The 24,638-nt window shown below is 60.7% G+C and carries 24 protein-coding genes; 15 read left to right on the forward strand and 9 right to left on the reverse strand.

Annotation, left to right across the window (positions count from 1 at the left end; all coding sequences use genetic code 11):
- Positions 1 to 79: 79 nt before the first annotated feature.
- Both KGA97_RS09530 and KGA97_RS09535 read right to left on the reverse strand, forming a co-directional pair.
- Positions 80 to 2,491 (reverse strand): penicillin acylase family protein, encoded by a 2,412-nt coding sequence (locus KGA97_RS09530; protein ID WP_223480663.1) that lies wholly within the window; start codon positions 2,489 to 2,491, stop codon positions 80 to 82.
- Positions 2,492 to 2,598: 107 nt separating this feature from the next.
- Complete coding sequence (locus KGA97_RS09535; RefSeq protein ID WP_192227516.1) at positions 2,599 to 3,180, reverse strand: DUF6436 domain-containing protein; 582 nt, start codon at positions 3,178 to 3,180, stop codon at positions 2,599 to 2,601.
- A 97-nt stretch (positions 3,181 to 3,277) separates the two neighbouring features.
- On the opposite strand from KGA97_RS09535, the gene KGA97_RS09540 reads away from it, so the two are divergent.
- Positions 3,278 to 4,225: an alpha/beta hydrolase gene (locus KGA97_RS09540; RefSeq protein WP_207284900.1), complete on the forward strand. Its 948-nt coding sequence runs from the start codon at positions 3,278 to 3,280 to the stop codon at positions 4,223 to 4,225.
- 105 nt (positions 4,226 to 4,330) lie between these two features.
- Here KGA97_RS09540 and KGA97_RS09545 read toward each other — a convergent pair whose 3' ends face one another.
- Positions 4,331 to 5,083 carry a DUF2059 domain-containing protein gene (locus KGA97_RS09545; protein WP_192227517.1) on the reverse strand — a complete coding sequence of 251 codons (753 nt, stop codon included), beginning with the start codon at positions 5,081 to 5,083 and terminating at the stop codon, positions 4,331 to 4,333.
- A 108-nt stretch (positions 5,084 to 5,191) separates the two neighbouring features.
- On the opposite strand from KGA97_RS09545, the gene KGA97_RS09550 reads away from it, so the two are divergent.
- Positions 5,192 to 5,824 (forward strand): 2OG-Fe(II) oxygenase, encoded by a 633-nt coding sequence (locus tag KGA97_RS09550; protein ID WP_223480664.1) that lies wholly within the window; start codon positions 5,192 to 5,194, stop codon positions 5,822 to 5,824.
- A 2-nt stretch (positions 5,825 to 5,826) separates the two neighbouring features.
- On the forward strand, positions 5,827 to 6,306 hold the full coding sequence (locus tag KGA97_RS09555) for a DUF523 domain-containing protein (RefSeq protein ID WP_223480665.1): 480 nt from the start codon (positions 5,827 to 5,829) through the stop codon (positions 6,304 to 6,306).
- Positions 6,307 to 6,438: 132 nt separating this feature from the next.
- On the opposite strand, the gene KGA97_RS09560 is transcribed toward KGA97_RS09555, so the two are convergent.
- Positions 6,439 to 7,023, reverse strand: a complete 585-nt coding sequence (locus tag KGA97_RS09560) for a transporter substrate-binding domain-containing protein (protein ID WP_008040763.1) — start codon at positions 7,021 to 7,023, stop codon at positions 6,439 to 6,441.
- Positions 7,024 to 7,159: 136 nt separating this feature from the next.
- Here KGA97_RS09560 and KGA97_RS09565 point away from each other — a divergent pair, with 136 nt between their 5' ends.
- Entirely contained in the window at positions 7,160 to 7,585 is a 426-nt protein-coding gene (locus KGA97_RS09565) for a DUF4399 domain-containing protein (protein ID WP_008026064.1), read from the forward strand.
- A gap of 62 nt (positions 7,586 to 7,647) precedes the next feature.
- Here KGA97_RS09565 and serA read toward each other — a convergent pair whose 3' ends face one another.
- Positions 7,648 to 8,877, reverse strand: a complete 1,230-nt coding sequence (serA, locus tag KGA97_RS09570) for a phosphoglycerate dehydrogenase (protein WP_008040764.1) — start codon at positions 8,875 to 8,877, stop codon at positions 7,648 to 7,650.
- A gap of 361 nt (positions 8,878 to 9,238) precedes the next feature.
- On the opposite strand from serA, the gene KGA97_RS09575 reads away from it, so the two are divergent.
- The 4 genes from KGA97_RS09575 to KGA97_RS09590 all read left to right on the forward strand — a co-directional run bounded on the left by KGA97_RS09575 (position 9,239) and on the right by KGA97_RS09590 (position 13,587).
- Positions 9,239 to 10,633 carry an FAD-binding oxidoreductase gene (locus KGA97_RS09575; protein WP_032828611.1) on the forward strand — a complete coding sequence of 465 codons (1,395 nt, stop codon included), beginning with the start codon at positions 9,239 to 9,241 and terminating at the stop codon, positions 10,631 to 10,633.
- Positions 10,634 to 10,670: 37 nt separating this feature from the next.
- Positions 10,671 to 11,336 (forward strand): fumarylacetoacetate hydrolase family protein, encoded by a 666-nt coding sequence (locus KGA97_RS09580; protein ID WP_008026071.1) that lies wholly within the window; start codon positions 10,671 to 10,673, stop codon positions 11,334 to 11,336.
- Positions 11,337 to 11,583: 247 nt separating this feature from the next.
- On the forward strand, positions 11,584 to 12,513 hold the full coding sequence (locus tag KGA97_RS09585; RefSeq protein ID WP_223480666.1) for an SdiA-regulated domain-containing protein: 930 nt from the start codon (positions 11,584 to 11,586) through the stop codon (positions 12,511 to 12,513).
- A 156-nt stretch (positions 12,514 to 12,669) separates the two neighbouring features.
- Positions 12,670 to 13,587 (forward strand): SdiA-regulated domain-containing protein, encoded by a 918-nt coding sequence (locus tag KGA97_RS09590; protein WP_192227522.1) that lies wholly within the window; start codon positions 12,670 to 12,672, stop codon positions 13,585 to 13,587.
- A gap of 127 nt (positions 13,588 to 13,714) precedes the next feature.
- Here KGA97_RS09590 and rpiA read toward each other — a convergent pair whose 3' ends face one another.
- Positions 13,715 to 14,389, reverse strand: coding sequence for a ribose-5-phosphate isomerase RpiA (gene rpiA, locus KGA97_RS09595; protein ID WP_008026076.1), 675 nt, complete (start codon positions 14,387 to 14,389; stop codon positions 13,715 to 13,717).
- Positions 14,390 to 14,691: 302 nt separating this feature from the next.
- Here rpiA and ilvA point away from each other — a divergent pair, with 302 nt between their 5' ends.
- Positions 14,692 to 16,206 (forward strand): threonine ammonia-lyase, biosynthetic, encoded by a 1,515-nt coding sequence (gene ilvA / locus KGA97_RS09600; RefSeq protein WP_008026079.1) that lies wholly within the window; start codon positions 14,692 to 14,694, stop codon positions 16,204 to 16,206.
- A gap of 39 nt (positions 16,207 to 16,245) precedes the next feature.
- Positions 16,246 to 16,671 carry a DUF2269 domain-containing protein gene (locus tag KGA97_RS09605; RefSeq protein WP_223450004.1) on the forward strand — a complete coding sequence of 142 codons (426 nt, stop codon included), beginning with the start codon at positions 16,246 to 16,248 and terminating at the stop codon, positions 16,669 to 16,671.
- 113 nt (positions 16,672 to 16,784) lie between these two features.
- On the opposite strand, the gene KGA97_RS09610 is transcribed toward KGA97_RS09605, so the two are convergent.
- Positions 16,785 to 17,441, reverse strand: a complete 657-nt coding sequence (locus KGA97_RS09610) for an HAD family hydrolase (RefSeq protein WP_008026084.1) — start codon at positions 17,439 to 17,441, stop codon at positions 16,785 to 16,787.
- 143 nt (positions 17,442 to 17,584) lie between these two features.
- Here KGA97_RS09610 and KGA97_RS09615 point away from each other — a divergent pair, with 143 nt between their 5' ends.
- Both KGA97_RS09615 and ptsP read left to right on the forward strand, forming a co-directional pair.
- Positions 17,585 to 18,064, forward strand: a complete 480-nt coding sequence (locus KGA97_RS09615) for an RNA pyrophosphohydrolase (protein WP_007897732.1) — start codon at positions 17,585 to 17,587, stop codon at positions 18,062 to 18,064.
- A 22-nt stretch (positions 18,065 to 18,086) separates the two neighbouring features.
- Positions 18,087 to 20,366, forward strand: a complete 2,280-nt coding sequence (gene ptsP / locus KGA97_RS09620; RefSeq protein WP_008026086.1) for a phosphoenolpyruvate--protein phosphotransferase — start codon at positions 18,087 to 18,089, stop codon at positions 20,364 to 20,366.
- 109 nt (positions 20,367 to 20,475) lie between these two features.
- On the opposite strand, the gene KGA97_RS09625 is transcribed toward ptsP, so the two are convergent.
- Entirely contained in the window at positions 20,476 to 21,222 is a 747-nt protein-coding gene (locus KGA97_RS09625) for an NRDE family protein (RefSeq protein WP_223480667.1), read from the reverse strand.
- Between the two features lie 120 nt (positions 21,223 to 21,342).
- On the opposite strand from KGA97_RS09625, the gene KGA97_RS09630 reads away from it, so the two are divergent.
- From KGA97_RS09630 to KGA97_RS09640, 3 genes are all read left to right on the forward strand, one after another.
- On the forward strand, positions 21,343 to 22,125 hold the full coding sequence (locus tag KGA97_RS09630) for a sulfite exporter TauE/SafE family protein (protein WP_223480668.1): 783 nt from the start codon (positions 21,343 to 21,345) through the stop codon (positions 22,123 to 22,125).
- An 83-nt stretch (positions 22,126 to 22,208) separates the two neighbouring features.
- Positions 22,209 to 23,021: a prolipoprotein diacylglyceryl transferase gene (lgt, locus tag KGA97_RS09635; protein ID WP_008026090.1), complete on the forward strand. Its 813-nt coding sequence runs from the start codon at positions 22,209 to 22,211 to the stop codon at positions 23,019 to 23,021.
- A gap of 50 nt (positions 23,022 to 23,071) precedes the next feature.
- A complete protein-coding gene (locus KGA97_RS09640) occupies positions 23,072 to 24,043 on the forward strand; it encodes a thymidylate synthase (RefSeq protein ID WP_008026091.1) in 972 nt (323 codons plus the stop codon).
- 92 nt (positions 24,044 to 24,135) lie between these two features.
- Here KGA97_RS09640 and cadR read toward each other — a convergent pair whose 3' ends face one another.
- Positions 24,136 to 24,585, reverse strand: coding sequence for a Cd(II)/Pb(II)-responsive transcriptional regulator (gene cadR, locus KGA97_RS09645; RefSeq protein WP_008040770.1), 450 nt, complete (start codon positions 24,583 to 24,585; stop codon positions 24,136 to 24,138).
- Positions 24,586 to 24,638: the final 53 nt, after the last annotated feature.

A 24,638-nucleotide genomic window follows, 5' to 3' on the forward strand; every position in this document is an offset into this window, starting at 1 on the left:
CAAGCCTCGCTCCTACAAGTGACCTATTCCTGTAGGAGCGAGGCTTGCCCGCGAAGGCGTCAGCCCGGCCAACACAAATCTATGGCACAGCCCGCGCCGGCAACAGCTTCAACGTACTCCGCGTATTCGCTGTCACCTCTTCATCATTGAGATGCGCCTGGAAATACACCCCTTCGACATACGCCTCAGCCTGATCATCAAAATGCCGGTCAAACGGCACGCCGCTCTGGCCCACCGGGTTGACGGTCAGGCTGTGCGCCGGGTCGGCGAAGTCGATCAGGCGTCGGGTCGATGGCCCATAAGTCACCGGCCACGGCGCCGGGCCGATCTTGGCCGATAGGTTGTTCGGCACCTCGTGAGTGCCCGGTGCCGCGAACGGCCCGACATTGAAAATCCGGTCCAGCGGCTTCTGTTGCCCCAGTGGATGACCATGGGTCAGCGTATGCGCCTTGCCCCACTGCCATTGCGTGAAATCCGCACCCAGCGTGCTCTTGAGGTGCGCGAGGCTCGCTTGCCACGCCACCTTGACCGTGTCGGCGCGGGTTTCCTTGCCGAGGGTGTTGCGGTTGTCCCACCACGGTGAGTCGGCGTTCGCCGCCAGGCGCGGCAGCGCAGCGTCGATCACCCGGGTCGAGAGCAGCGTCTCGAAGAAGTCGTTGCCCAGCTCATCGTGCATCGTCGCGTCAGCGAGGTTGAACAGGAACTGGTTGAACAGCGTGGCACTGGTGGAATCCAGCGGGTAGTCGCCTGTCCACTGGGCCAGTTGTTCCACCAGTTTCAGTTCGGCGGGATCGCTCACCACCTCATGCAGCACTGGTAACAACGGCGCGAGCAAACGCGGGCCGTAGGCGGTGGTGGTGCCCAGTTGCAGTTTCTGGCTGGCCTCCAGATCCCACTTCACGGCTTTATCACTGAGCTGACGATTGAGCTGCTGCCCACGATCGGCGAGGTTGTAGTAACCAGGGATCTCCATGCCGGTCGGCGACACGGGCTGGAAGTTGGCCGAGACAATGTAGCCCCGCGCCGGGTTCTCTTCCTGCGGGTTGGCGCTGAACGGGTAGAAGCCGTCCTTGTCCGCTTCGGCGCTGCTGCCGTCGAGGATGAACCACGGCCGCACACCCGCCGGACGCTTAGGCAGTTGCGCCGCCGCCCACCAGCCGATGTCGCCCTTGGCATTGGCCCAGACGATGTTCAGGCCCGGCGCCTGGACCTTGGCGGCGGCACTGCGCGCCTTGGCCAGGGTGTCGGCACGGTTGAGCTGGTAGAAACCTTCGAGGATCGGGTTCTGGCTTTCGAGAAAACCCCACCACATGGCGATGGGCGTTTTGCCGACGCTGTTGCCCAGCGCATCGTTGACGATCGGCCCGTGCGGCGATTGGCGCAGCAGCAACTTCACTGGCGGCTGCCCCTTGACCGCGATCTGCTGTTCGCTGGTGACCATGTCCACCCACTTGCCGCGATACCAGACCTGGTTGGCGTTGTCCGGGTTGACCTTCTCGGCGATCAGGTCGAGGTCGTCGTTCTGGAACATGGTGATGCTCCAGCCGAAGTCGCGGTTCATCCCCAGCGAGGCGAACGGCATCAACGCCTGATAGTGGCCGTAGAGCTCGAAGCCCGGCGCCGAGAGCTGCGCTTCGTACCACACCGACGGCGCAGAGAAGCGAATGTGCGGATCACCCGCCAGCAGCGGCTTGCCACTTTTGGTTCGATTGCCCGCGACGACCCAGGCGTTGCTGCCCTCGAACTGCGGTAAACCGTTGTCGGCCAGCGCCTGCTCGCTCAGGCGGGCGAGGGCGTTGAGGTCTTTCCAGTCGGCGCTGGCGAGAGGCGGCGGGGTGCTGCTGTGGTTGTTCGCCAGCACGCCTTTGGACTGCCAGTCGAGATCGAAAACGTTCAGGTACTCGGCACCCAGTTGATCGCGCACGTAGGTCAGCAAGGGTTCGGTGCGAAACGCTGCGGCAAAACTGTAGGCCATGTAACCGGCGATGCTGATGGTGTCCTGCGCAGTGAACGGGCGTTTTGGAATGCCCAGTACATCGAACTCCGCAGGTTTTGCATGGCTGTCCTGATACTGGTTGATGCCGTCCAGATAGGCTTGCATGGCGATGAAGGCCGGCGACTGCTTATCCATGTTCGCCAGGTAGGTTTCGGCGCGTTCGCGAATGCGCAGGCTGCGCATCAGCTTATCGGTGTCGAGCAGTTTGGGGCCCAGCACTTCGGCCAGTTCACCACGGGCCAGGCGACGCAGGACTTCCATCTGAAACAGCCGGTCCTGGGCGTGCACATAGCCGAGGGCGCGGTACAGGTCGGTTTCGTTTTCGGCGCGGATGTGCGGGATGCCGCGTTCGTCGTAACGGACGGTGACGGAGCCTTGCAAGTGTTGCAGCTCGACCATGCCCTGGCGCGTCGGTTGCTTGCTGTAGATGTACCCGCCGGCACCTGCGGCGAGCGCGACTATCAGCAGTGCGAGAACGGTCAGGCTACGTTTCATGGTGACTCCTTGTTGTTATTAGTGGCAGCAGTTCCCTGGCGCCACTGTTTAACACGGCTTGCCGAATCGGCCCATCGCCCTTAGGAGGGATTCGCGTCTGCGCGGTCTTACTGCTTTGTGTCGGCGGGCCACGGGCAGTAACACCCGACGGCCAGCGTGTGCGTGGCATTGACGGTGCGGCCCGCGTTTAACGCTTGTAGGATCGGCTCAATGAAGCTGTTGCTCGAATTACAGGTCAGGCCTTCGCTGTAAGGGCCGAAGTAGGCCAGTTTGCCGCTGCGGTCCCAGATCGCCACGGCCGGGCTGGCCGGGATCTGTTCGGAGCCAGGGAGGACGGTGATGGTTTTCAGGCTGCTCAGCGTGCTCGGCAACTGGCCGTGGCTGCCGGGTTTTTGTACCGCATAAAACTCGACGCCCTGTGGCACATACTGCTCGACCAGTTCGCTCAGGTGTTGTTGATTGCCGACGTTGCAGGGACAGGCCGGGTCCCAGAAGTGCACCAGGCGAATGGCGCCGGGGCCGGCGAGGTTGTCGGGCAGGTGCAACGGGTCACCGGAAAACACCGCCGTGTGTTCGCTGAACGCTCGCAGGTAGCGTCCTTGAAACCAGTCGTACGCCGCCCATAAAACACCGGCGCACACGAGGGCGAGCAGGCAGGCAAGCAGTGGGGTGCGGTAGGGCGAACGCATGGGTGTCGATCCTCGAAGGTCGCCCAGCTTGCCATGCTTGCCGCGACAGATGAATATCGCAGGCTTATAAAGTCCGCTTCGTGCTCTGGAATCGCCCATGTCCGCCACTTTCGCCCCCGATCATTTGCGTGCCAGCCTGCGGCCCCTGGCCGAGTGGCAGCCGCTGTCCGAGGAGGCGCAGGCGTACCAGCGGTTCTACGGGCTGGATTTTCCGGGGCGTCAGTTGCGCAGGGGCCTGGGTCGTTTTGAAGTGGACGCTTATGACGTGGTCGGCCAAGTGTGGTGGCCGGAGCGGGCGAAGGCGACGTTGTTTGTGTTCCACGGTTTCTACGATCACACCGGGCTCTACCGGCACGTGATCGAGTGGGCGCTGAATCAGGATTTCGCGGTGATTGCTTGCGACTTGCCGGGGCATGGCCTGTCCAGCGGCGAGCGTGCGAGCATCAACGATTTCGCCGAGTATCAGGACACGCTGCAAGGGCTGTTCGCCGAGGCGAAATCCCTCGATCTGCCGCAGCCGTGGCACCTGTGCGGTCAAAGCACCGGTGGCGCCATCGTGATCGACCATGTGCTTAACGAAGGGGCGGGCAGCCCGGCCCAGGGCCAGGTGATCCTGTTGTCGCCGCTGGTGAGGCCGCGCGCCTGGGGCTGGTCGCAGCTCAGTTATTACTTGCTCAAGCCGTTCGTCAAAGCCATCGCCCGACGTTTCAGCGAGAACTCCAACGACCCGGATTTCCTGCCGTTCCTGCAAGCCGACCCGCTGCAACCGCTGCGCTTGCCGACGGCCTGGGTTGGGGCGCTGGCGCGCTGGATCAAACGCATCGAAGCTGCGCCGGACAGCACTCGACGGCCGCTGATCGTGCAGGGGCAGGCGGACATGACGGTGGATTGGCAGCACAATCTTGAGGTGTTGAAGGCCAAGTTCGATCGGCCTCAGGTGTTGATGCTGCCTGAGGCGCGGCATCATTTGGCGAATGAGACGGTGGCGTTGCGCGGGGAGTATTTCGGGTTTTTGACGAAGCGGATAAAAGGCCGGAGTCTTTAGCGGTTGTTCCGGCCTCTTCGCGGGCAAGCCTCGCTCCTACGAGTCATGCGTGAACCCTGTAGGAGCGAGGCTTGCCCGCGAAGGCGTCCTGTCAGACACCGGAGATTACTGACTGAGGTTCGAAGGGGTTTGCCCCACCGCCAACCCCGCCCGAATCGCTGCCAACGCCGCCTGGTAATACGCCTTGCCTTCCGCCGACTCGGCAAACGTGGCGAACTCTTCCAGCTCGTCATCCGACAGATCGCGATAGACATACAACAGCGTGTTGTTGAGGTCGCTGCCGATCTGGTCCATCAAGCGTTGACGCTGACCGTTCAACAGCCCCTGCGCCTGACCGCCACCGAGCAGGCCGGGGATCATCGAACTCAGGCTGTCGGCCGCGACGCCGGCAATCGCCAGGCTGACTTCCGCACCGGCCTCCCGCGCGGGCAAGGCCTGGGCGAGGTGACCGATGATCAGCGTGCGACTGTCGCTGGCCTGAATCTTCGGCAGGCCTTTGGCGTTCTTCGCCAGTTGATCGCGACGGGTCGCCAGCAACTCGGCGGCGACGATCTTCTTGCCTAGCGGTGACTGGAAAAAAGCCAGTGCAGGTTTAGGATCGGCCAGGGTTTTGCGCAATTGCGCTTCGGCGCGCTGGTCCACGGCCTGCGGGGCAAAGCGCTGATTGCTGTTGTTCACCAGCGCCTGAAACACGGCGGGCGGCAGGCTGTTCTGGTAACGCTGCTGAGCGGCTGAAAGGGCATCACTGAAATGCGCGCGTTGTTCTGGCCAGCCGGCGACCTTGTACAACTGGTCGTGGCCGTCTGCCCAAGCGGGCAAAACGCAGAACATCATCAGTGAGAAAAGCAAACGGCGCATAGGGACTCCTGTCAGCAGGCGACTATTCTCCGTGTGGCATAGGGACTTGTCGAGAATTCGTATCAAGCCGCCGCGCGGCTCTGTCGGATTTTCCGGCACAGGAATACTATGCGCGCCATGCCAATACCCTCTGATCACCCGCTGCTGTTACGTATCGTCGACGACCTGGCCGAGCGCGGCTGGTCGCAGCAGAACATTTTCCTGCCTTTGGGTCTGACCCAAGAACTGGCGGCTGAGTGCCGTAAACGTGCCGCCGAGGGTGAATTGGCCCCGGCCGCCGTGGGCCGCGGGCCGACATCGGAGATTCGCGAGGGAATTCGCGGCGACCGAATCCAGTGGATCGAGCCGGGTCAGGCCCTGGCTTGCGACAGCTATCTGCAGTTGATGGACAGCCTGCGCGAGGCATTGAATCGCGGGTTGTATCTGGGCCTCGAAGACTTTGAAAGCCATTTCGCGATGTACCCGCCCGGCGCTTTCTACCTCAAGCATGTCGACCGCTTTCGCGACGATGATCGGCGCATGGTCTCGGCGGTGGTCTACCTCAACGACGCCTGGTTGCCGGAGCACGGCGGTCAGTTGCGCATGTATCTCAAGGAAGGCGTCGAATACGATGTGGTGCCTACCGGCGGATGCCTGGTGGTGTTCCTGTCGGGCGAAGTGCCCCACGAAGTCCTGCCCGCGACCCGCGATCGCCTGTCGTTGACCGGCTGGTTCCGGCGTCGTGGCAACGAGCCGTTCTGATCATGCAGAAAATTCTGGTAAGTCGCTGCCTGCTCGGCCACCGCGTGCGTTACGACGGCGGTGCCAGCGGGCCGTTCGATCAGCTTCAACAGTGGGTCGACGAAGGTCGCGTCGTGCCGTTGTGTCCGGAAGTTGCCGGTGGCTTGCCGACGCCACGGGCGGCGGCGGAGATTCCGGGCGGGCAGGGCAGTGAAGTGCTGGAGGGGCAGGCGGCGGTGATGACCACCGAGGGCGAGGATGTCAGCGCGCAGTTTCTGAGCGGTGCCTACCAGGCGCTGGAGCTGGTACAGAAACACAACATCCGCATCGCTGTGCTCAAGGCCAACAGCCCATCCTGCGGCAACCTGTTGACCTATGACGGCACGTTCAGCGGCGTGAAAGTCAGCGGCGAAGGCGTGACGGCGGCGTTGCTCAAGCGCCATGGCGTGCAGGTCTTCAGCGAACTGGAACTGGCTGAAGCCGCCGCTGCACTGCAATTCTGATTCCGTACACGCATCCTGTAGGAGCCGGCTTGCTGGCGATAGCGGTGTATCAGTCAGCACATTTGTCGAATGTTAAACCGCTATCGCCAGCAAGCCGGCTCCTACAAGGGATTGCGGTGATTGTCCGTGGCCTTAGGGTTTCGGTATCTCGGCGGCATCCGCCCCAAACCATTTCTTCTCCAGTGCCTCCAGTCGCCCATCTGCCTTTATCCGCTGCAACGCGTTCTCCAGGCTGGCATGAAACGCCGGGTTCCCTTTCTGAAACGGAATGGCCAGGTTCTCGGCCGGGGCGGCTTTCGGCTTTTCTTGCGTCAGCGACTGCACCAACAGGATTGAACGCGGCTCTTCTTTCTGCGCGATCAAATGCGCATCGGTGTGAATGTAAGGTTCGCTGAAGTCGAAACGATCCTTGAGCGCCGGAGTCTCTGTTATGTGATTGATGGCGATGTCGTACTTGCCGCTTTCAACGCCGGTCAACAGATCGCTGGAATCGGTGACGACGAAGTCGGCCCTTACATCCAGTTCATTGGCCAGCAGTTGGCCCAGTTCGACTTCGAAGCCCGAGAGTTGGCCATCGTCCTTGAAATTGAAAGGTGGTGTATTAGCCTCAAGGGCAATTCGCAATTCACCGCGGTCGTTTACATCGTCAATCAGTTCGGCATGAGCCAAAGGGCTCAAAAGGGGTAGCAGGCAGATCAGGCCAGGCAAAAAGCGCATGGTCACTCCTTTGAATACATTTATCGCGATGCGCTGGTTCAGGCTCGCTTTGCTATGGTTGTCGAGTGCCTTCGACAACGAATGGCCATGAAGTTGTCATGGTCACATGGATTTTACGAAAAAACTGGAGAAGAGAATGAAAACCTTTATGTCACGTGCTGCGCTGGCTGGCCTGCTGATGGGTGTTTCGGTGCTGGCCAGTGCGGCTACGCCGGCACCCAAGGGTGCTGAAGTGTCCATCGTTTCTCCTGAAGACGGTGCGACGGTCCCGCAGACTGTCGTCGTCAAATTCGCTGTCGAGAACATTGCGCTGGCCCCGGCGGGTGATCCCACCAAGAACACCGGTCATCACCACTTGTTGATCGATGTCGATGAGTTGCCAGCCGCCGGTGCGCCGATCCCCAAAGATGCCAACCACCAGCATTTCGGCAACGCGCAGACTCAGGCTGAAGTAACGCTGACGCCCGGCAAGCACACCTTGCAACTCGAGCTTGGCGATAGCAACCACATGCCGTTCGATCCGCCGATCCTCTCCGAGAAAATCACCGTCAACGTTAAGTAACGTTAGTCGCGCCCAAGAAAAAGGAGACCCGAAGGTCTCCTTTTTTGTCGCTCAAGTCGCTATCAGAACAACACGCGGCTACGGATGGTGCCGTTGACGTGTTGCAGCTTCTGTTGCGCCAGGTCCGAGTACTCGGCGTCTACGTCGATCACCACGTAGCCGACTTTCTCGTTGGTCTGCAGGAACTGACCGGAGATGTTGATGCCGTTTTCGGCGAAGACCTTGTTGATCTCGCTCATCACACCCGGAATGTTCTCGTGGATGTGCAGCAGACGGTGCTTGCCAGGGTGAGCCGGCAGGGCCACTTCCGGGAAGTTCACGGACGATACCGACGTACCGTTGTCGCTGTACTTGACCAGTTTCTCGGCCACTTCCAGGCCGATGTTGGCTTGCGCTTCAGCGGTGGAACCACCGATGTGCGGGGTCAGGATCACGTTGTCCAGGCCACGCAGCGGGCTTTCGAACTCTTCGTCGTTGGAGCGTGGCTCCACCGGGAATACGTCGATGGCCGCGCCGATCAGGTGCTTGTCCTTGATCGCGTCTGCCAGGGCTTGCAGTTCGACCACGGTGCCGCGAGCGGCGTTGATCAGGATGCCGCCCTTCTTGATGGCGCGGATTTCCTGCTCGCCGATCATCCACTGGGTCGCAGCGGTTTCCGGAACGTGCAGGGTGACGATGTCGGACATGCCCAGCAGCTCGTGCAGGTTGCCGACCTGGGTCGCGTTACCCAGAGGCAGCTTGGTCACGGTGTCGTAGAAGTACACCTGCATGCCCAGGCCTTCAGCCAGGACCGACAGTTGCGTACCGATCGAGCCATAACCGACGATGCCGAGCTTCTTGCCACGGATTTCGAAGGAGTTGGCAGCGCTTTTGATCCAGCCGCCACGGTGGCAGGAAGCGTTCTTCTCAGGGATGCCGCGCAGCAACAGGATCGCTTCGGCCAGCACCAGCTCGGCAACGGAGCGAGTGTTGGAGTACGGAGCGTTGAACACTGCGATGCCGCGTTCGCGGGCAGCGTTCAGGTCAACCTGGTTGGTGCCGATGCAGAAACAACCTACAGCGACGAGCTTCTTCGCGTGATCGAAGATCTCTTCGGTCAGTTGAGTGCGGGAGCGAATGCCGATGAAGTGAGCATCAGCGATCTTTTCCTTCAGCTGGGCTTCCGGCAGAGAACCCGTGAGGTACTCGATGCTGGTGTAGCCCGCCGACTTGAGAACGTCGACAGCCGATTGGTGGACGCCTTCGAGAAGAAGGAACTTGATCTTGCTCTTATCGAGAGAAGTCTTGCTCATCTGCGTAAACCTGTATCCCGGAGAAAAATGGCAGGAATGGTCAGAGTGCCCTGCCTTATACGTACTGTTCCTTTTTGACGGCGTCTGTTGCCGTCATGCTGCGTTGCCGCTCCTCCCCATAGCGAGCTATGACTCGTCGCGGCGCCTTGCTTGACGGCAACAGCCACTCGTCAAAAGAGGAACGTACGTATAAGGCAGGGCACAGAACGCTGACCCCGACGGCACGACAGCCGTCGCCGCAGAACAGCCGTTGGGCACTATCCTGCGGGGTCGGTATGCTAGCATAAGCGCCCCGCAAACACTCATTCCTGCGACGTGAAGCGTTCTCAGGATGACCATGAATTGTTCGAGAGTTCTGTCGATGACCAATCCTGCCCTGATTGATGAACTGAAGACCCTGGTCGAGCCTGGCAAGGTACTGACCGATGCCGACTCCCTGAACGCTTACGGCAAGGATTGGACCAAGCATTTCGCCCCGGCCCCGACCGCCATCGTGTTCCCGAAGACCACCGAGCAGGTCCAGGCCATCGTTTTGTGGGCCAATAAACACAAGGTGGCGCTGGTGCCGTCCGGCGGGCGCACCGGGCTTTCTGCCGCTGCGGTGGCCGCCAATGGCGAAGTGGTCGTGTCCTTCGACTATATGAACCAGATCCTCGACGTGAACCTCACCGACCGCACCGCCGTGTGCCAGCCGGGCGTCGTGACCGAGCATTTGCAGAACGTCGCCGAAGAAAAAGGCCTGTACTACCCGGTGGACTTCGCTTCCGCAGGATCGAGTCAGATTGGCGGCAATATCGGCACCAATGCCGGCGGGATCAAGGTGATTCGCTACGGCATGACCCGCAACTGGGTCGCCGGCATGAAAGTGGTCACCGGCAAGGGTGACGTGCTGGAACTGAACCGCGACCTGATCAAGAACGCTACCGGCTACGACATGCGTCAGCTGTTCATCGGCGCTGAAGGCACCCTCGGGTTTGTGGTCGAAGCGACCATGCGTCTGGACCGGGCGCCGAAAAACCTCACCGCGATGGTGCTTGGCACTGCCGACTTCGACTCGATCATGCCGGTATTGCACGCGTTCCAGAGCAAACTTGACCTGACCGCGTTCGAATTCTTCTCCGACAAAGCCCTGGCCAAGGTCATGGGGCGCGGTGACGTGCCGGCGCCGTTTGAAACCGACTGCCCGTTCTACGCGCTGCTGGAATTCGAAGCGACCACTGAAGAAGTGGCCAACCACGCGCTGGAAACCTTCGAGCATTGCGTGGAGCAGGGCTGGGTGCTGGATGGCGTGATGAGCCAGAGCGAAACCCAGCTGCAAAACCTCTGGAAACTGCGCGAATACATTTCCGAAACCATCTCCCACTGGACGCCGTACAAAAACGACATTTCGGTCACTGTGTCGAAAGTCCCGGCGTTCCTGAAGGAAATCGATGCGATCGTCGGCGAACACTACCCGGACTTCGAAATCGTCTGGTTCGGCCACATCGGCGACGGCAACCTGCACTTGAACATTCTCAAGCCGGATGACTTGAGCAAGGACGAGTTCTTCGCCAAGTGCGCGACCGTGAACAAGTGGGTGTTCGAAACCGTCGAGAAGTACAACGGCTCGATTTCCGCCGAACACGGCGTGGGCATGACCAAGCGTGACTACTTGACCTACAGCCGCTCCCCGGTTGAGATCGAGTACATGAAAGCGGTCAAAGCGGTGTTCGATCCGAACGGCATCATGAACCCGGGCAAGATTTTCGCTGTTTGATTTTCGAACTTAAGCGCTACGAACCAGGAGTCGGTCAATGAGCTATCAGCACCAGTATGTCGACGGTACACGCATCCACTTCCCATTGGGCAAAGTGGTTTGCATCGGCCGCAACTACGCCGAACACGCCAAGGAACTGGACAACCCGGTGCCAACGGAGCCCCTGCTGTTTATCAAGCCAGGCAGCTGTGTCGTGCCGCTGGAAGGCGGTTTCAGCATTCCGACCGAGCGCGGTTCAGTGCACTACGAGGCCGAAATCGCGGTGTTGATCGGCAAGCCATTGTCGACCAAGCCAAGCCGTGAAGAAGTCCTTGATGCTATTTCCGGTTTCGCTCCAGCGCTGGACCTGACTCTGCGTGACAAGCAGGCAGAGCTGAAGTCCAAAGGCCTGCCGTGGGAAATCGCCAAGTCCTTCGACGGTGCGGCAGTGATTGCCCCGTTCGTATCAGGCAGCACCTTTGCCGACCTGACCGACATCGGCATCCGCCTGACCATCAACGGCGAAGTGCGCCAGGATGGCAACAGCAGCGCGATGCTCAACCCGATCGTGCCAATGATCCAGCACATGGCCGGCTGCTTTTCGCTGCAGGCTGGCGACGTGATCCTGACTGGCACGCCGGTCGGTGTCGGCCCGCTGAATGTGGGTGACGAAATCGTTCTGGAACTGCCAGGCGCGAGCAGCTTCACCAGCAGCGTCCGCTGACACAAACCCCCTGTAGGAGCCGGCTTGCCGGCGATGAGGCCGTCACATTCAACATTTATGCTGAATGTTCCACCGCCATCGCCGGCAAGCCGGCTCCTACAGGGGGGATTTAGTTGCCCGTAAAGGGCAATCCCGCCATTTCCCGTTTTTTTCACATCTTGTCTGGATAATTCCCGGGCTTCTGGCGTCTGAGCCGGTCCCAATTGTGCTATTACCCTTAGCCTGAATTTCTGGAACGCATCCCCTGATGGCCATCCAATCGCTGCCCACGCTTAAAACTGCCCGTCGCCCGCGCTTTTTCATGCGTTGGTATGCCTGGCTTTTGCTGGTCGCGGCCGCCGCGTATGGCCTTGCCTTTGCCATGCATTGGGATGACCGCGGGGTGCTCTGGGTGCTGGAGCGTTTCGAAAGCCCGGCCGAACGCCAGGAAAGTATCTGGCTCCCGGATTATCGGGCGGTGATCGATGCCAAGTTGCTGCCAGGGATGGAAAAAGACGAAGCGTCCGACCTGGCCTACAACCCGCAAACCAAAACCCTGTTCTCGGTGATGGGCAAAAACCCGTTCCTGGTCGAGCTGGGCCTGCAGGGTGAAGTGCTGCGCAAAATGCCCTTGGTGGGCTGGAGCAACCCGGAAGGCGTGACGGTCATGGGCAACGGTCTGCTGGCCATTGTCGATGAGCGTGAGCATCTGCTGACCATCGTCAAGGTCGACGCCGATACCCGCGAGCTGAACATCGCCAACTTCCCCAAGTACGACCTCGGTCCGTCGAAAGACCAGAACAAAGCGTTCGAAGCGGTCGTCTGGGATGCGCGCAATCAACACATGCTGCTGGGTGAGGAGCGTCCACCGGCGCTGTTCACCTGGAAAAGCGCCGACGGCCTGACACTCACCGGCGACAAGCAGAAGCTGGCCAGTGACGCGCTGGACATCCGCAACCTGTCGGCCTTGGCCATCGACCCGCGCACCGGCCATACGCTGGTGTTGTCCGCTGATTCCCACTTGCTGCTGGAGCTGGACGAGAAGGGCGAGCAGGTCAGTTTCATGACCTTGCTGGGTGGTTTCAATGGCCTGAAGAAGACCATTCCCCGCGCCGAAGGCGTGACCATGGACGAGGCGGGCACGCTGTACATGGTGAGCGAGCCGAACCTGTTCTACCGATTCGAAAAGCAGCACTGATTCGCGAGCTTGATTCACGACCTTGATCTGCGATCTTGATCCGCGAATGTGTAGGAAACGCGACGCTCAGTTGTAGGGCCAACCCAACGGCCTTTAAGCTTCAATTCAGACTGCCGTGGTATTTCATCCGCCCGTCCTGATTCCGAGCTTGCCTGAATGCGCCGACTTGCCCGCCCCAAACCCCTGATCCTGATTCTCTCGGTGATCGCGCTGACCGTGCTGGTTGCGTTCGGCCAACACCTGCGTCTGTTTGAGCGGGCCTGGTTCAATCTGCATACGCTTTGGCAGGCAGAAAGCGCCCAGTCGATCGGACTGGATCACTATCAGGTTGTCATTGAGGGTCGGGTCATCGAAGGCCTGGACGACGATGTGTCAGCGCTGACCTTCGATCCGGTCCGCAAAAGCCTGTTCACCGTCACCAATAAAAACTCCGAGCTGATCGAGCTGTCGCTGGAAGGTCAGATCCTTCAGCGCATCGCGCTGGTCGGCTTCGGTGATCCGGAAGCGGTGGAATTCATCAGCGCCGACACTTACGTCATCACCGACGAGCGTCAGCAGCGGCTGATCAAGATTCATCTGGAGAAGGACACGACGTTCCTCGATGCGGCGGATGCCGAACAGATAACCCTCGGCGTGCACATGAGCAGCAACAAGGGTTTTGAAGGCCTGGCCTACGATTCGGTGGGCAAGCGGCTGTTTGTCGCCAAGGAGCGCGACCCGATGCTGATCTATGAAGTGCAGGGCTTTCCGCATTACAACCCGGAAAAATCCTATGCGGTGCACGTGGTCAACAACCCCAAGCGCGATGCCGGGATGTTTGTGCGAGACCTGTCGAGCCTGCAATACGACGAGCGCAGCGGTCACCTGTTGGCGCTGTCCGACGAGTCGCGACTGATTCTGGAGCTGGATGTGGACGGGCGTCCGCTGAGCACCATGTCACTGAACAAGGGGCGTCAGGGGTTGCAGAAGACGGTGCCGCAAGCGGAAGGGATCGCCATGGATGACGACGGCACGATGTACCTGGTGAGCGAGCCGAACCTGTTCTACGTCTTCAAGAAACCAGTGCAACCCTAACTAACACCCCGGAACCAATGTGGGAGCGAGCCTGCTCGCGATGAGGTCGTGTCAGTCGATAGAGATGTTGACTGAAAGACCGCTATCGCGAGCAGGCTCGCTCCCACAGGTTTATCGGCGTGTCTGATTATTGAGCGCGCAGGGTCTTCACGCCTTCGCTGGTGCCCAGCAACAGCAGATCCGCAGGACGCGCCGCGAACAAACCGTTGGTCACCACGCCGACGATCGCATTGATCTGCGTCTCCAGCTCGACCGGGTTGGTGATCTGCATGTTGAACACATCCAGAATGATGTTGCCGTTGTCAGTCAGCACGCCTTCACGGTAAACCGGGTCGCCGCCGAGCTTCACCAGCTCGCGGGCCACGTGGCTGCGGGCCATCGGGATCACTTCGACCGGCAGCGGGAACGCGCCGAGCACCGGCACCAGTTTGCTGCCATCGGCGATGCAGATGAAGGTCTTGGCCACGGCCGCAACGATCTTCTCGCGGGTCAGGGCTGCGCCGCCGCCCTTGATCAGGTTCAGGTGTTCGTCGCTTTCGTCGGCGCCGTCGACGTAGAACTCCAGGTCACTGACGGTATTCAGCTCATACACCGGAATACCGTGGCCCTTGAGGCGTGCGGCGGTGGCTTCGGAACTGGCGACTGCGCCATCGAAGGCGCCTTTGTGTTGCGCCAGTGCGTCGATGAAGCAGTTGGCGGTGGAGCCGGTGCCGACCCCGACGATGCTCTTGTCGTCGAGTTTCGGGAGGATGAAGTCGACGGCGGCCTGGGCTACTGCCTGTTTGAGTTGATCCTGGGTCATGCGGGCTCCGAAGTGCCGAAGAGGGGGAACGAAAGCCCGGCATTATAGGCCCCGGGACGGGGAAGGTCATTGCCCGATTGGCAGACCGCCACCGTGACCTGTAGGAGCGAGGCTTGCCCGCGAAAGCGTTCTTACTGCCAACATTTATTCTGGATGTGCCGGCCTCTTCGCGGGCAAGCCTCGCTCCTACAGGTCCTTGATCCCTTCCGGGGAGGGTAAAACCACCTGTTTAGTGTGGTCGCACGCCCGAAAGCCGGGTTAGACTCCTTGGCCCTGCCCAACCCGCTCAGTGATGCTTTCCGATGCTCGAACAGTACGTCAAAAAGATCCTCACCTCGCGCGTTTATGACGTTGCCGTAGAAACCCCATTGCAGACTGCCCGCCAGCTCTCCGAGCGGCTGGGCAACAGTATTTTGCTCAAGCGTGAAGACTTGCAGCCGGTGTTCTCGTTCAAGATTCGCGGGGCCTACAACAAGCTCACGCAGTTGAGCGATGAAGAACGCGCGCGCGGCGTCGTGACGGCTTCGGCCGGTAATCACGCGCAGGGCCTGGCCCTGGCGGCGAAAGTGCTCGGCGTGAAAGCCACCATCGTCATGCCCAAGACCACCCCGGAAATCAAAGTCGAAGGCGTGCGTTCCCGTGGTGGCAAAGTGGTGCTGCACGGGGATTCGTTCCCGGAAGCCCTGGCTTACTCGCTGAAACTGGTCGACGAAAAAGGCTACGTCTACATTCACCCGTACGACGATCCCCACACCATTGCCGGGCAGGGCACGGTGGCCATGGAGATTCTGCGCCAGCACCCTGGGCGTCTGGATGCGATCTTCGTTCCGGTCGGCGGCGGCGGTCTGATCGCCGGTATCGCGGCGTACGTGAAATACCTGCGCCCGGAAATCAAGATCATCGGCGTCGAGCCGGACGACTCCAATTGCCTGCAAGCTGCCATGGCCGCCGGCGAGCGCGTGGTGCTGCCGACCGTGGGCCTCTTCGCCGACGGCGTCGCGGTCGCTCAGATTGGTCAGTACACGTTCGACATCTGCAAAGACTATGTCGATGAAGTGATCACGGTCAGCACCGACGAGATCTGCGCGGCGATCAAGGATATCTACGACGATACCCGCTCGATCACTGAACCTGCCGGCGCCCTGGGCGTGGCCGGGATCAAGAAATACGTCGAGCAGCACGCTGTCACCGGGCACACCTTTGTGGCCATCGATTCCGGCGCCAACGTCAACTTCGACCGCTTGCGCCATGTGGCTGAACGCGCCGAGCTGGGCGAGGGCCGCGAAGCTATCATCGCCGTGACCATCCCCGAGAAGCCGGGCAGCTTCAAGGCGTTCTGCGAAGCCATCGGCAAGCGCCAGATCACCGAATTCAACTACCGCTACAACACCGGCAGCGAAGCGCACATCTTCGTTGGCGTGCAGACGCACCCGGAAAACGATCCGCGCAGTGCGCTGCTTGCCAGTCTGACCGAGCAGGGTTTTCCGGTGCTGGACCTGACCGACAACGAACTGGCCAAGTTGCATATCCGGCACATGGTCGGTGGCCGCGCGGCCCAGGTGGTGGATGAAGTGGTGCTGCGCTTCGAATTTCCGGAGCGACCGGGCGCGCTGTTCAACTTCCTCAGCAAGCTCGGCGGGCGCTGGAACATCTCGATGTTCCACTACCGCAACCACGGCGCGGCGGACGGTCGTGTGGTCGCAGGGCTGCAAGTGCCTCACGAAGAGCGTCATCTGGTGCCGGCGGCGCTGGAAGAAATCGGCTACCCGTACTGGGACGAAAGCGACAATCCGGCCTATCAGCTGTTTCTTGGCTGAGCGGCTACGCTGATGGGCAGGTCATAAGGAAGTCGAACAATGGAAACGTTAACCGCCCTGAAAGTGGCGCACATGGTGGCGACGGTTTTGCTGCTGGTCTGTGCGCTGGGCCTGGGGATCTGGGTCTGGCGAACTCGGCGTAATGGCGACGCGACGGCGGGCAGCCGCACGTTGCAACGGCCTCGGGTGTTCATCTGGCTGTTGATGGGGCTGGCACTGCTGAGCATGCCGTTTACCGGCTGGTGGATGGTGCATCTGGTGGGCTGGCCGTTGGGGCAGACGTGGTTGCTGGCGTCGAGTGTGCTTTACACCGTTGCGGCGTTGGCGTGGTTCTGGTTGTTGGTGCGGCTTAACAAGTTGCGCAAGGCGCCGGCGGGGAACGGCAAGTTTACCTTCGCCCTGGCGTTGTTCAGCTTCGTCTGCTTTATCGCCATTGCCGGGTTGATGGGTGCCAAGCCTGTTTAACGCTTGAAACCGAGTTGACCCCTTCGCAGGCGAGCCTCGCTCCTACGGGATTTGCGTCATTTTCATAATTGACGCATGACCTGTAGGAGCGAGGCTTGCCCGCGAAGGCGATTTCAGTCACGCAACGAAATCACCGGCCAGCCACGTTTCTCGGCCTCGGCACGCAAATTCGGGTCCGGATCAACCGCCACCGGATTCGCCACCTGTTCCAGCAACGGAAAATCATTCATCGAGTCGCTGTAGAAGTAACTGTCTTCCAGCGAATGCCCGCTTTCTTCCAGCCAACGATTAAGCCGCGTCACCTTGCCTTCGCGGAAGCACGGCACGTCGGTGCTGCGCCCGGTGTAGCGGCCATCGACCATCTCGCACTCGGTGGCGATCAGGGTTTCAACGCCCAAACGCTCGGCAATCGGACCTGTGACGAAGCGGTTGGTCGCCGTGATGATCACCAGTTTGTCGCCGGCATCGCGGTGCTTCTTCAGCAGCTCAAGTCCCTTGGGCAGCACGATCGGCTCGATGCAGTCGCGCATGTAATCGCTGTGCCACTGATCCAGCGTGGCCATTTCGGTGCGGCCGAGCACTTCCAGGCAAAAGTTCAGGTAGGCGGCGTTATCCAGCTTGCCGGCCAGGTAATCCTGATAGAACTCGTCGTTGCGTGTCTTGTAGGCGACGGCGTCGAGGAAGCCGCGTTCGCACAGGTAATCACCCCAGGCGTGGTCACTGTCGCCGCCCAAAAGGGTGTTGTCCAAGTCGAATAAAGCCAGGCGCATTGCAGTTACTCGCTGAAAAGTCTGTAGAAAGGCGCCCAGAATACGGACTTTTCACAAGAGTGCACATAAGGTTGGCCGGCTCGTTGCTGCCTTCACAACCTTTGTGGAACAATGCGGCGACATGCGTTTGCGAGGTTGTTGCCGTGATCGACCCCGATGGTTTCCGCCCCAATGTCGGGATCATTCTCACGAATGATGCCGGACAGGTGCTATGGGCTCGCCGTATCAATCAAGATGCCTGGCAGTTTCCACAGGGTGGTATCAACCCCCAGGAGACGCCGGAAGACGCCTTGTACCGCGAGTTGAACGAAGAAGTGGGTCTGGAGCGTGAAGATGTTGAAATTCTCGCCTGCACCCGGGGCTGGTTGCGCTATCGTTTGCCGCAACGTCTGGTCCGTACCCACAGCCAACCGCTGTGCATCGGCCAGAAACAGAAATGGTTTCTCCTGCGCCTGATCTCCAACGAGCAGCGGGTGCGGATGGATTTGACCGGTAAACCGGAATTCGATGGCTGGCGCTGGGTCAGTTATTGGTATCCGTTGGGCCAGGTGGTGACATTCAAGCGCGAGGTGTATCGACGCGCTCTCAAAGAGCTTGCCCCGCGCCTTTTAGCGCGCGACTGACGACGGAGTTCGACCCCGAGCCATGCTCAATACGCTGCGCAAGATCGTCCAGGAAGTTAACTCCGCCAAGGATCTCAAGGCGGCGTTGGGGATTATTGTGTTGCGCGTCAAAGAGGCCATGGGCAGCCAGGTCTGCTCGGTCTACCTGCTTGACCCCGAGACCAACCGCTTCGTGCTGATGGCGACCGAGGGCTTGAACAAGCGCTCGATCGGCAAAGTCAGCATGGCACCCAACGAAGGTCTGGTCGGCCTGGTCGGCACGCGTGAAGAACCCCTGAACCTCGAAAACGCCGCGGATCACCCGCGCTACCGCTACTTCGCCGAGACCGGTGAAGAGCGCTACGCCTCATTCCTCGGGGCACCGATCATCCACCACCGCCGCGTTGTCGGCGTGTTGGTCATTCAGCAAAAAGAACGCCGCCAGTTCGATGAAGGTGAAGAAGCCTTCCTCGTGACCATGAGCGCGCAACTTGCCGGGGTTATCGCCCACGCCGAGGCCACCGGTTCGATCCGAGGCCTGGGCCGTCAGGGCAAAGGCATCCAGGAAGCCAAGTTCATCGGCGTGCCGGGTTCGCCGGGCGCGGCGGTCGGTACGGCGGTGGTCATGCTGCCACCGGCCGATCTGGACGTGGTGCCGGACAAGACCATCAGCGACATCGACGCCGAACTGGCGTTGTTCAAGACCGCCATCGAAGGCGTGCGCGCCGACATGCGTGCGTTGTCGGCCAAACTGGCCTCGCAGTTGCGCCCCGAAGAGCGCGCCTTGTTCGACGTCTACCTGATGATGCTCGCCGATGAGGCGCTCGGCAGCGAAGTGACCACGGTGATCAAGACCGGTCAGTGGGCCCAGGGCGCGCTGCGCCAGGTGGTCACTGAGCACGTCAACCGTTTCGAATTGATGGACGACGCCTACCTGCGTGAGCGCGCATCGGACGTCAAGGACCTTGGCCGCCGTCTGCTCGCCTACTTGCAGGAAGAGCGTCAGCAGAACCTGGTCTACCCGGAAAAAACCATTCTGGTCAGCGAAGAACTGACGCCGGCGATGCTCGGCGAGGTGCCGGAAGGCACGCTGGTCGGTCTGGTTTCGGTCCTCGGTTCAGGTAACTCCCACGTCGCGATCCTCGCCCGGGCGATGGGCATCCCGACGGTGATGGGCCTGGTCGACCTGCCTTATGCCAAGGTCGACGGCATCGAATTGATCGTCGATGGCAATCGCGGCGAGGTCTACACCAACCCCAGCGATGTGCTGCGCAAGCAGTTCGCCGAGGTGGTGGAAGAAGAGAAACAACTGGCGCTCGGTCTCGATTCCCTGCGCGACCTGCCGTGCGTGACCCTCGACGGTCACCGCATGCCACTGTGGGTCAACACCGGTCTGCTGGCGGACGTGGCGCGGGCGCAAAAGCGCGGTGCCGAAGGTGTCGGTCTGTACCGCACCGAAGTGCCGTTCATGATCAACCAGCGATTCCCGAGCGAAAAAGAGCAGCTGGCGATCTATCGCGAGCAGCTCGCCGCGTTCCACCCGCAACCGGTGACCATGCGCAGCCTGGACATCGGCGGCGACAAGTCGCTGTCGTACTTCCCGATCAAGGAAGACAACCCGTTCCTCGGCTGGCGCGGCATTCGCGTCACCCTCGACCACCCGGAAATCTTCCTGGTGCAGACCCGCGCCATGCTCAAGGCCAGCGAAGGCTTGAACAACCTGCGGATTCTGCTGCCGATGATCTCCGGCACCCATGAACTCGAAGAAGCCCTGCACCTGATTCACCGGGCGTGGGGCGAAGTCCGCGACGAAGGCACCGACGTGCCGATGCCGCCGATTGGCGTGATGATCGAGATTCCGGCGGCTGTTTATCAGACCAAGGAACTGGCGCGGCAAGTGGACTTCCTGTCGGTCGGTTCCAACGACCTGACCCAGTACCTGCTGGCCGTGGACCGCAACAACCCGCGAGTGGCCGACCTCTACGACTACTTGCACCCGGCGGTGCTACAGGCGTTGCAGACCGTGGTGCGTGACGCCCATGCCGAAGGCAAGCCTGTGAGCATCTGCGGCGAGATGGCGGGTGACCCGGCGGCGGCGGTGCTGCTGATGGCGATGGGCTTCGACAGTTTGTCGATGAACGCCACCAACCTGCCGAAGGTGAAGTGGATGCTGCGTCAGATCAACCTGAGCAAGGCCAAGGAATTGCTCGCGGAGCTGATGACCATCGACAACCCGCAAGTTATCCACAGCTCGCTGCAACTGGCGCTGAAGAACCTCGGGTTGGCGAAGATGGTCAGCCCGGCTGCGGTCAAAGCCCTCTAAAACGCTGATGGCCTCATCGCCAGCAGGCTGGCTCCCACATTGGATTTGTGTTTGACGCAAATCCCCTGTGGGAGCCAGCCTGCTGGCGATGAGGCCGGATCAGACAATGCTAAATTCTGATCTCCACTTCCCCAAGATGCCCGCCATACGGCCCGAAACTCCGTTCGACCATCAGCCGCGTCCCATCCGCCTGAACAATCAACGCCGTACTCGCCCGCGTCCCATAGCTCTGGCTGGCAATAAACACACTCGATAACAACGACTCGGTCGCCAGACCCACCCCGGTATCCGGCAGCTCTGCAAAAGGCGCTGTCTGCGAATCACTGAGCAACGCCAATAACGCCTCGGGCTGCGGATCCTCCAGAACAGCCTCCAGCGCCGCTCGCGCCTTGAGCAACTTCGGCCACGGCGTATCCAGGCCAGCATTCGATAACCCATACACCCCGGCCGGCAGCAGCACCGCTTCAAGCTCCCGGGCATTGAAGTGCCACAGTTCATTGGCATTGCCGATCAGCAGGTTAAAACCGGCATATTCCAGTGAACGTCCAACAACGTCGTCCAAATAATCATCTATCGGCATGTCGCCGCTGAGAAATCGCGCAACCAGTTCACCTCGGGATTTTCGAGCGGCCGGTTGATGGGGATCGCGAATATTGGTGAGCGCCGCAAAGCGCCCGTTGGCGCCGACACCGAGCCAGGTGCCGCCGGCTTCCAGGTCGCGACCGGCGTAGACGTGCGGTGCTTCGGGCCATTGCGCCAGGGGCAGGCTGGGTCGGGCATAGAATTCGTCGCGGTTGGCGGCGACGATCAGCGGCTGGGCGTGACCCGGGCGCCAGGCAAAGACAATCAGGCACATAAGGTGGTCCTTGTGTGTTTTTGCCCACTCTACGCAGTCATTGTGCGGGTATCCATCGCCATCCAGTGGAGCCGAAGGCCATGCATCCGTTACCATGCCGCTCTTCTTTGGGGGTCGTACATGGAATTTCTGCTCTATCTGGCGCTCGGCGCCTGTGCAGGCGTGCTGGCCGGCCTGTTTGGCGTCGGCGGCGGAATTATCATCGTGCCGGTGCTGGTGTTCAGTTTCACCTTGCAGGGTTTCGACGCCTCGATCCTGACGCATCTGGCGGTCGGCACATCCCTGGCTACGATCATCTTTACCTCGGTCAATGCTGTGCGCGAGCATCATCGCCGCGGCGCCGTGCGTTGGCCGATTTTTGCCTGGATGACCGTCGGCATCCTGCTCGGCGCCGGGTTCGGCGCGCTGACAGCCGAAGCGATCTCCGGGCCAAACCTGCAGAAAATCATCGGCGTATTTGCCCTGGTCATCGCCGTGCAGTTGATGCTGGACGTCAAGCCCAAGGCCAGCCGAACGGTGCCGGGTAAAGTCGGTCTGACCGTGGCCGGCAGTGTGATTGGCTGGGCGTCGGCGATTTTCGGGATTGGCGGTGGTTCGCTGACCGTGCCGTTCCTGACCTGGCGCAGCGTGCCGATGCAGCAAGCCGTGGCCACGTCCTCGGCGTGCGGTCTGCCCATCGCGCTGGCCAGTGCATTAAGTTTCATGATTCTGGGCTGGCACGATCCGTTGCTGCCGGCTCATAGTCTCGGTTTTATTTATTTGCCGGCGCTGCTGGGGATCGCCCTGACCAGCATGTTTTTCGCCCGTATCGGTGCGCGACTGGCCCACAGGCTGTCGCCGAAGTTGCTGAAAAGACTGTTCGCCGCTTTGCTGTTCTGCGTGGGTTTGAATTTTCTGATCTGACGCACCGCACAATCCTGGCTTAATCCTGAGGTGGCAGCGTCGCCCGGGAATTTTGAAGCTTTCAACTCTAACGAGGAGTCGCAATGCTGCCTTACCCGCAGATCGACCCGGTGGCCCTGGCCATCGGTCCGCTGAAAATCCACTGGTACGGCTTGATGTACCTGATCGGCATCGGCGGTGCGTGGCTGCTGGCGTCGCGCCGGCTCAACCGTTTCGACCCGACCTGGACCAAGGAGAAGCTCTCCGACATGGTCTTCTGGATGTCGATGGGCGTTATCGTCGGCGGTCGCCTGGGCTATGTGCTGTTCTACGATCTGCACGCTTACCTGGCCAACCCGACGCTGATTTTCGAAGTGTGGAAGGGTGGCATGTCGTTCCACGGCGGCTTCATCGGCGTGATGCTGGCGGCGTTGTGGTTCGGTAAAAAGAACAACAAGTCGTTCTTCCAGCTGATGGACTTCGTCGCGCCGATGGTGCCGATCGGCCTGGGCGCCGGGCGTATCGGCAACTTCATCAACGCCGAATTGTGGGGCAAGGCGACCGACGTGCCGTGGGCGATGATCTTCCCGCCGTTCAGCGATCCGGCGCAGTTGCCGCGTCACCCGTCGCAGCTGTATCAGTTCGCGCTGGAAGGCGTCGCGCTGTTCCTGATCCTGTGGCTGTTCTCGCGCAAGCCACGGCCGACCATGGCGGTGTCCGGGATGTTCGCGCTGTTCTATGGCATCTTCCGTTTCATCGTCGAATTCGTCCGCGTACCGGACGCGCAACTGGGCTATCTGGCCTGGAACTGGCTGACCATGGGCCAGGTGCTCTGCGTGCCGATGATCGTCGGCGGGCTGTTCCTGATCTGGCTGGCGTATCACCGCGCCCCGGCGACTCCAGCGGCAGCCGTATAAATTCGAATCCCGGGGGCGATGGCCTCCGGGTTCAAGGACACAGGTAACTCATGAAGCAATATCTCGAACTGGTCGCCCACGTCATCAAGAACGGCACCAAACAGGCCAACCGCACCGGCGTGAACACCATCAGCTTTCCGGGCGCGATGCTGCGTTACGACCTGCAAGAAGGTTTCCCGGCGATCACCACGCGCAAGATGGCCTTCAAATCGGCCATCGGCGAGATGTGCGGTTTTCTGCGTGGGGTGAACAACGCCGCCGAATTCCGTGCGCTGGGCTGCAAGGTCTGGGACCAGAACGCCAACGAAAACGCGCAATGGCTGGCCAACCCGTTCCGCCAGGGTGAAGACGACCTCGGCGAGATCTACGGCGTGCAATGGCGCAAATGGCCGGCGTACAAGCAGATCCCGGTCAGCAACCAGGCCGCCATCGAGCAGACCCTGAAGCAAGGTTACCGCCAGATCGCTGAAGGCGAAGAAGACGGTCAGGCTTACGTGGTGCTGTACAAGGCGATCGATCAGATCCGCCAGTGCGTCGACACCATCATCAAGGACCCGGGCAGCCGCCGCATCCTGTTCCACGGCTGGAACGTTGCGCAGCTTGATGAAATGGCCCTGCCGCCGTGCCACTTGCTGTACCAGTTCCACCCGAATGTCGAGACCAAGGAAATTTCCCTGACGCTCTACATCCGCTCCAACGACCTGGGCCTGGGCACGCCGTTCAACCTCACCGAAGGCGCCGCGCTGCTGAGCCTGATCGGTCGCCTGACCGGTTACACGCCGCGCTGGTTCACCTATTTCATCGGTGACGCGCACGTCTACGAAAACCATCTGGACATGCTGAATGAACAGCTCAAGCGCGAGCCGTTCCCGATGCCGAAGCTGGTGATCAGTGATCGTGTGCCGGAGTTTGCCAAGACGGGCGTTTATCAGCCGGAGTGGCTGGAGTTGATCGAACCGGGTGATTTTTCGCTTGAGGGTTATCAGCACCATGCGCCAATGACCGCGCCGATGGCGGTCTGAGACGGGCACCGCTTCGCGGTGTTCGCGGGCAAGCCTCGCTCCTACAGGTCAGTGTAAATCTGTAGGAGCGAGGCTTGCCCGCGAAGAGGCCCTCAATGCCCATGACTGCGGCCCACATGCGAATGCTCAACCTCCGTCGCCACAACCCCGCCGCTCACTTCCAACCGCTGCAAAATCCCGCATTGATCGATATCCGGCCCTTCGCCACAGCGTTGGCGCAGGTCGAGCAGTTGTGCCTGTAACGCCAGCAACCCGTCGATCCGCGCTTTCACGTGATGAATGTGCTCGTCGATCAGCGCATTCACGCTTTCACACTGATCCTGCGGGCTGTCGCGCAAGGCCAGCAGGCTGCGGATTTCCTCGAGCGTCATGTCGAGGGTACGGCAGTTGCGGATGAAGGTCAGGCGTTCGGCGTGGGCCTGGGTGTAGACGCGGTAGTTGCCGTCGCTGCGGGCCGGTTCCGGCAGCAGGTTTTCGCGCTCGTAGTAGCGAATGGTTTCCACGGCGCAGTCCGTGAGCCTGGCCAGTTCTCCGATCTTCATGACGGCAATCTCCAAAAGGGTGCTTGACCCTATAGTGGCTACAGGGTCTTTAC

Origin of the sequence: Pseudomonas sp. BF-B-15 (genome assembly GCF_019946675.1) — a bacterium.
Classification (GTDB): domain Bacteria; phylum Pseudomonadota; class Gammaproteobacteria; order Pseudomonadales; family Pseudomonadaceae; genus Aquipseudomonas; species Aquipseudomonas migulae.

Bases quoted from the DNA above. Each gene is read 5' to 3' on its own strand.
- KGA97_RS09530 (WP_223480663.1), bottom strand. From the start codon at position 2,491: ATGAAACGTAGCCTGACCGTTCTCGCACTGCTGATAGTCGCGCTCGCC.
- KGA97_RS09535 (WP_192227516.1), bottom strand. From the start codon at position 3,180: ATGCGTTCGCCCTACCGCACCCCACTGCTTGCCTGCCTGCTCGCCCTC.
- KGA97_RS09540 (WP_207284900.1), top strand. From the start codon at position 3,278: ATGTCCGCCACTTTCGCCCCCGATCATTTGCGTGCCAGCCTGCGGCCC.
- KGA97_RS09545 (WP_192227517.1), bottom strand. From the start codon at position 5,083: ATGCGCCGTTTGCTTTTCTCACTGATGATGTTCTGCGTTTTGCCCGCT.
- KGA97_RS09550 (WP_223480664.1), top strand. From the start codon at position 5,192: ATGCGCGCCATGCCAATACCCTCTGATCACCCGCTGCTGTTACGTATC.
- KGA97_RS09555 (WP_223480665.1), top strand. From the start codon at position 5,827: ATGCAGAAAATTCTGGTAAGTCGCTGCCTGCTCGGCCACCGCGTGCGT.
- KGA97_RS09560 (WP_008040763.1), bottom strand. From the start codon at position 7,023: ATGCGCTTTTTGCCTGGCCTGATCTGCCTGCTACCCCTTTTGAGCCCT.
- KGA97_RS09565 (WP_008026064.1), top strand. From the start codon at position 7,160: ATGAAAACCTTTATGTCACGTGCTGCGCTGGCTGGCCTGCTGATGGGT.
- serA (WP_008040764.1), bottom strand. From the start codon at position 8,877: ATGAGCAAGACTTCTCTCGATAAGAGCAAGATCAAGTTCCTTCTTCTC.
- KGA97_RS09575 (WP_032828611.1), top strand. From the start codon at position 9,239: ATGACCAATCCTGCCCTGATTGATGAACTGAAGACCCTGGTCGAGCCT.
- KGA97_RS09580 (WP_008026071.1), top strand. From the start codon at position 10,671: ATGAGCTATCAGCACCAGTATGTCGACGGTACACGCATCCACTTCCCA.
- KGA97_RS09585 (WP_223480666.1), top strand. From the start codon at position 11,584: ATGGCCATCCAATCGCTGCCCACGCTTAAAACTGCCCGTCGCCCGCGC.
- KGA97_RS09590 (WP_192227522.1), top strand. From the start codon at position 12,670: ATGCGCCGACTTGCCCGCCCCAAACCCCTGATCCTGATTCTCTCGGTG.
- rpiA (WP_008026076.1), bottom strand. From the start codon at position 14,389: ATGACCCAGGATCAACTCAAACAGGCAGTAGCCCAGGCCGCCGTCGAC.
- ilvA (WP_008026079.1), top strand. From the start codon at position 14,692: ATGCTCGAACAGTACGTCAAAAAGATCCTCACCTCGCGCGTTTATGAC.
- KGA97_RS09605 (WP_223450004.1), top strand. From the start codon at position 16,246: ATGGAAACGTTAACCGCCCTGAAAGTGGCGCACATGGTGGCGACGGTT.
- KGA97_RS09610 (WP_008026084.1), bottom strand. From the start codon at position 17,441: ATGCGCCTGGCTTTATTCGACTTGGACAACACCCTTTTGGGCGGCGAC.
- ptsP (WP_008026086.1), top strand. From the start codon at position 18,087: ATGCTCAATACGCTGCGCAAGATCGTCCAGGAAGTTAACTCCGCCAAG.
- KGA97_RS09625 (WP_223480667.1), bottom strand. From the start codon at position 21,222: ATGTGCCTGATTGTCTTTGCCTGGCGCCCGGGTCACGCCCAGCCGCTG.
- KGA97_RS09630 (WP_223480668.1), top strand. From the start codon at position 21,343: ATGGAATTTCTGCTCTATCTGGCGCTCGGCGCCTGTGCAGGCGTGCTG.
- lgt (WP_008026090.1), top strand. From the start codon at position 22,209: ATGCTGCCTTACCCGCAGATCGACCCGGTGGCCCTGGCCATCGGTCCG.
- KGA97_RS09640 (WP_008026091.1), top strand. From the start codon at position 23,072: ATGAAGCAATATCTCGAACTGGTCGCCCACGTCATCAAGAACGGCACC.
- cadR (WP_008040770.1), bottom strand. From the start codon at position 24,585: ATGAAGATCGGAGAACTGGCCAGGCTCACGGACTGCGCCGTGGAAACC.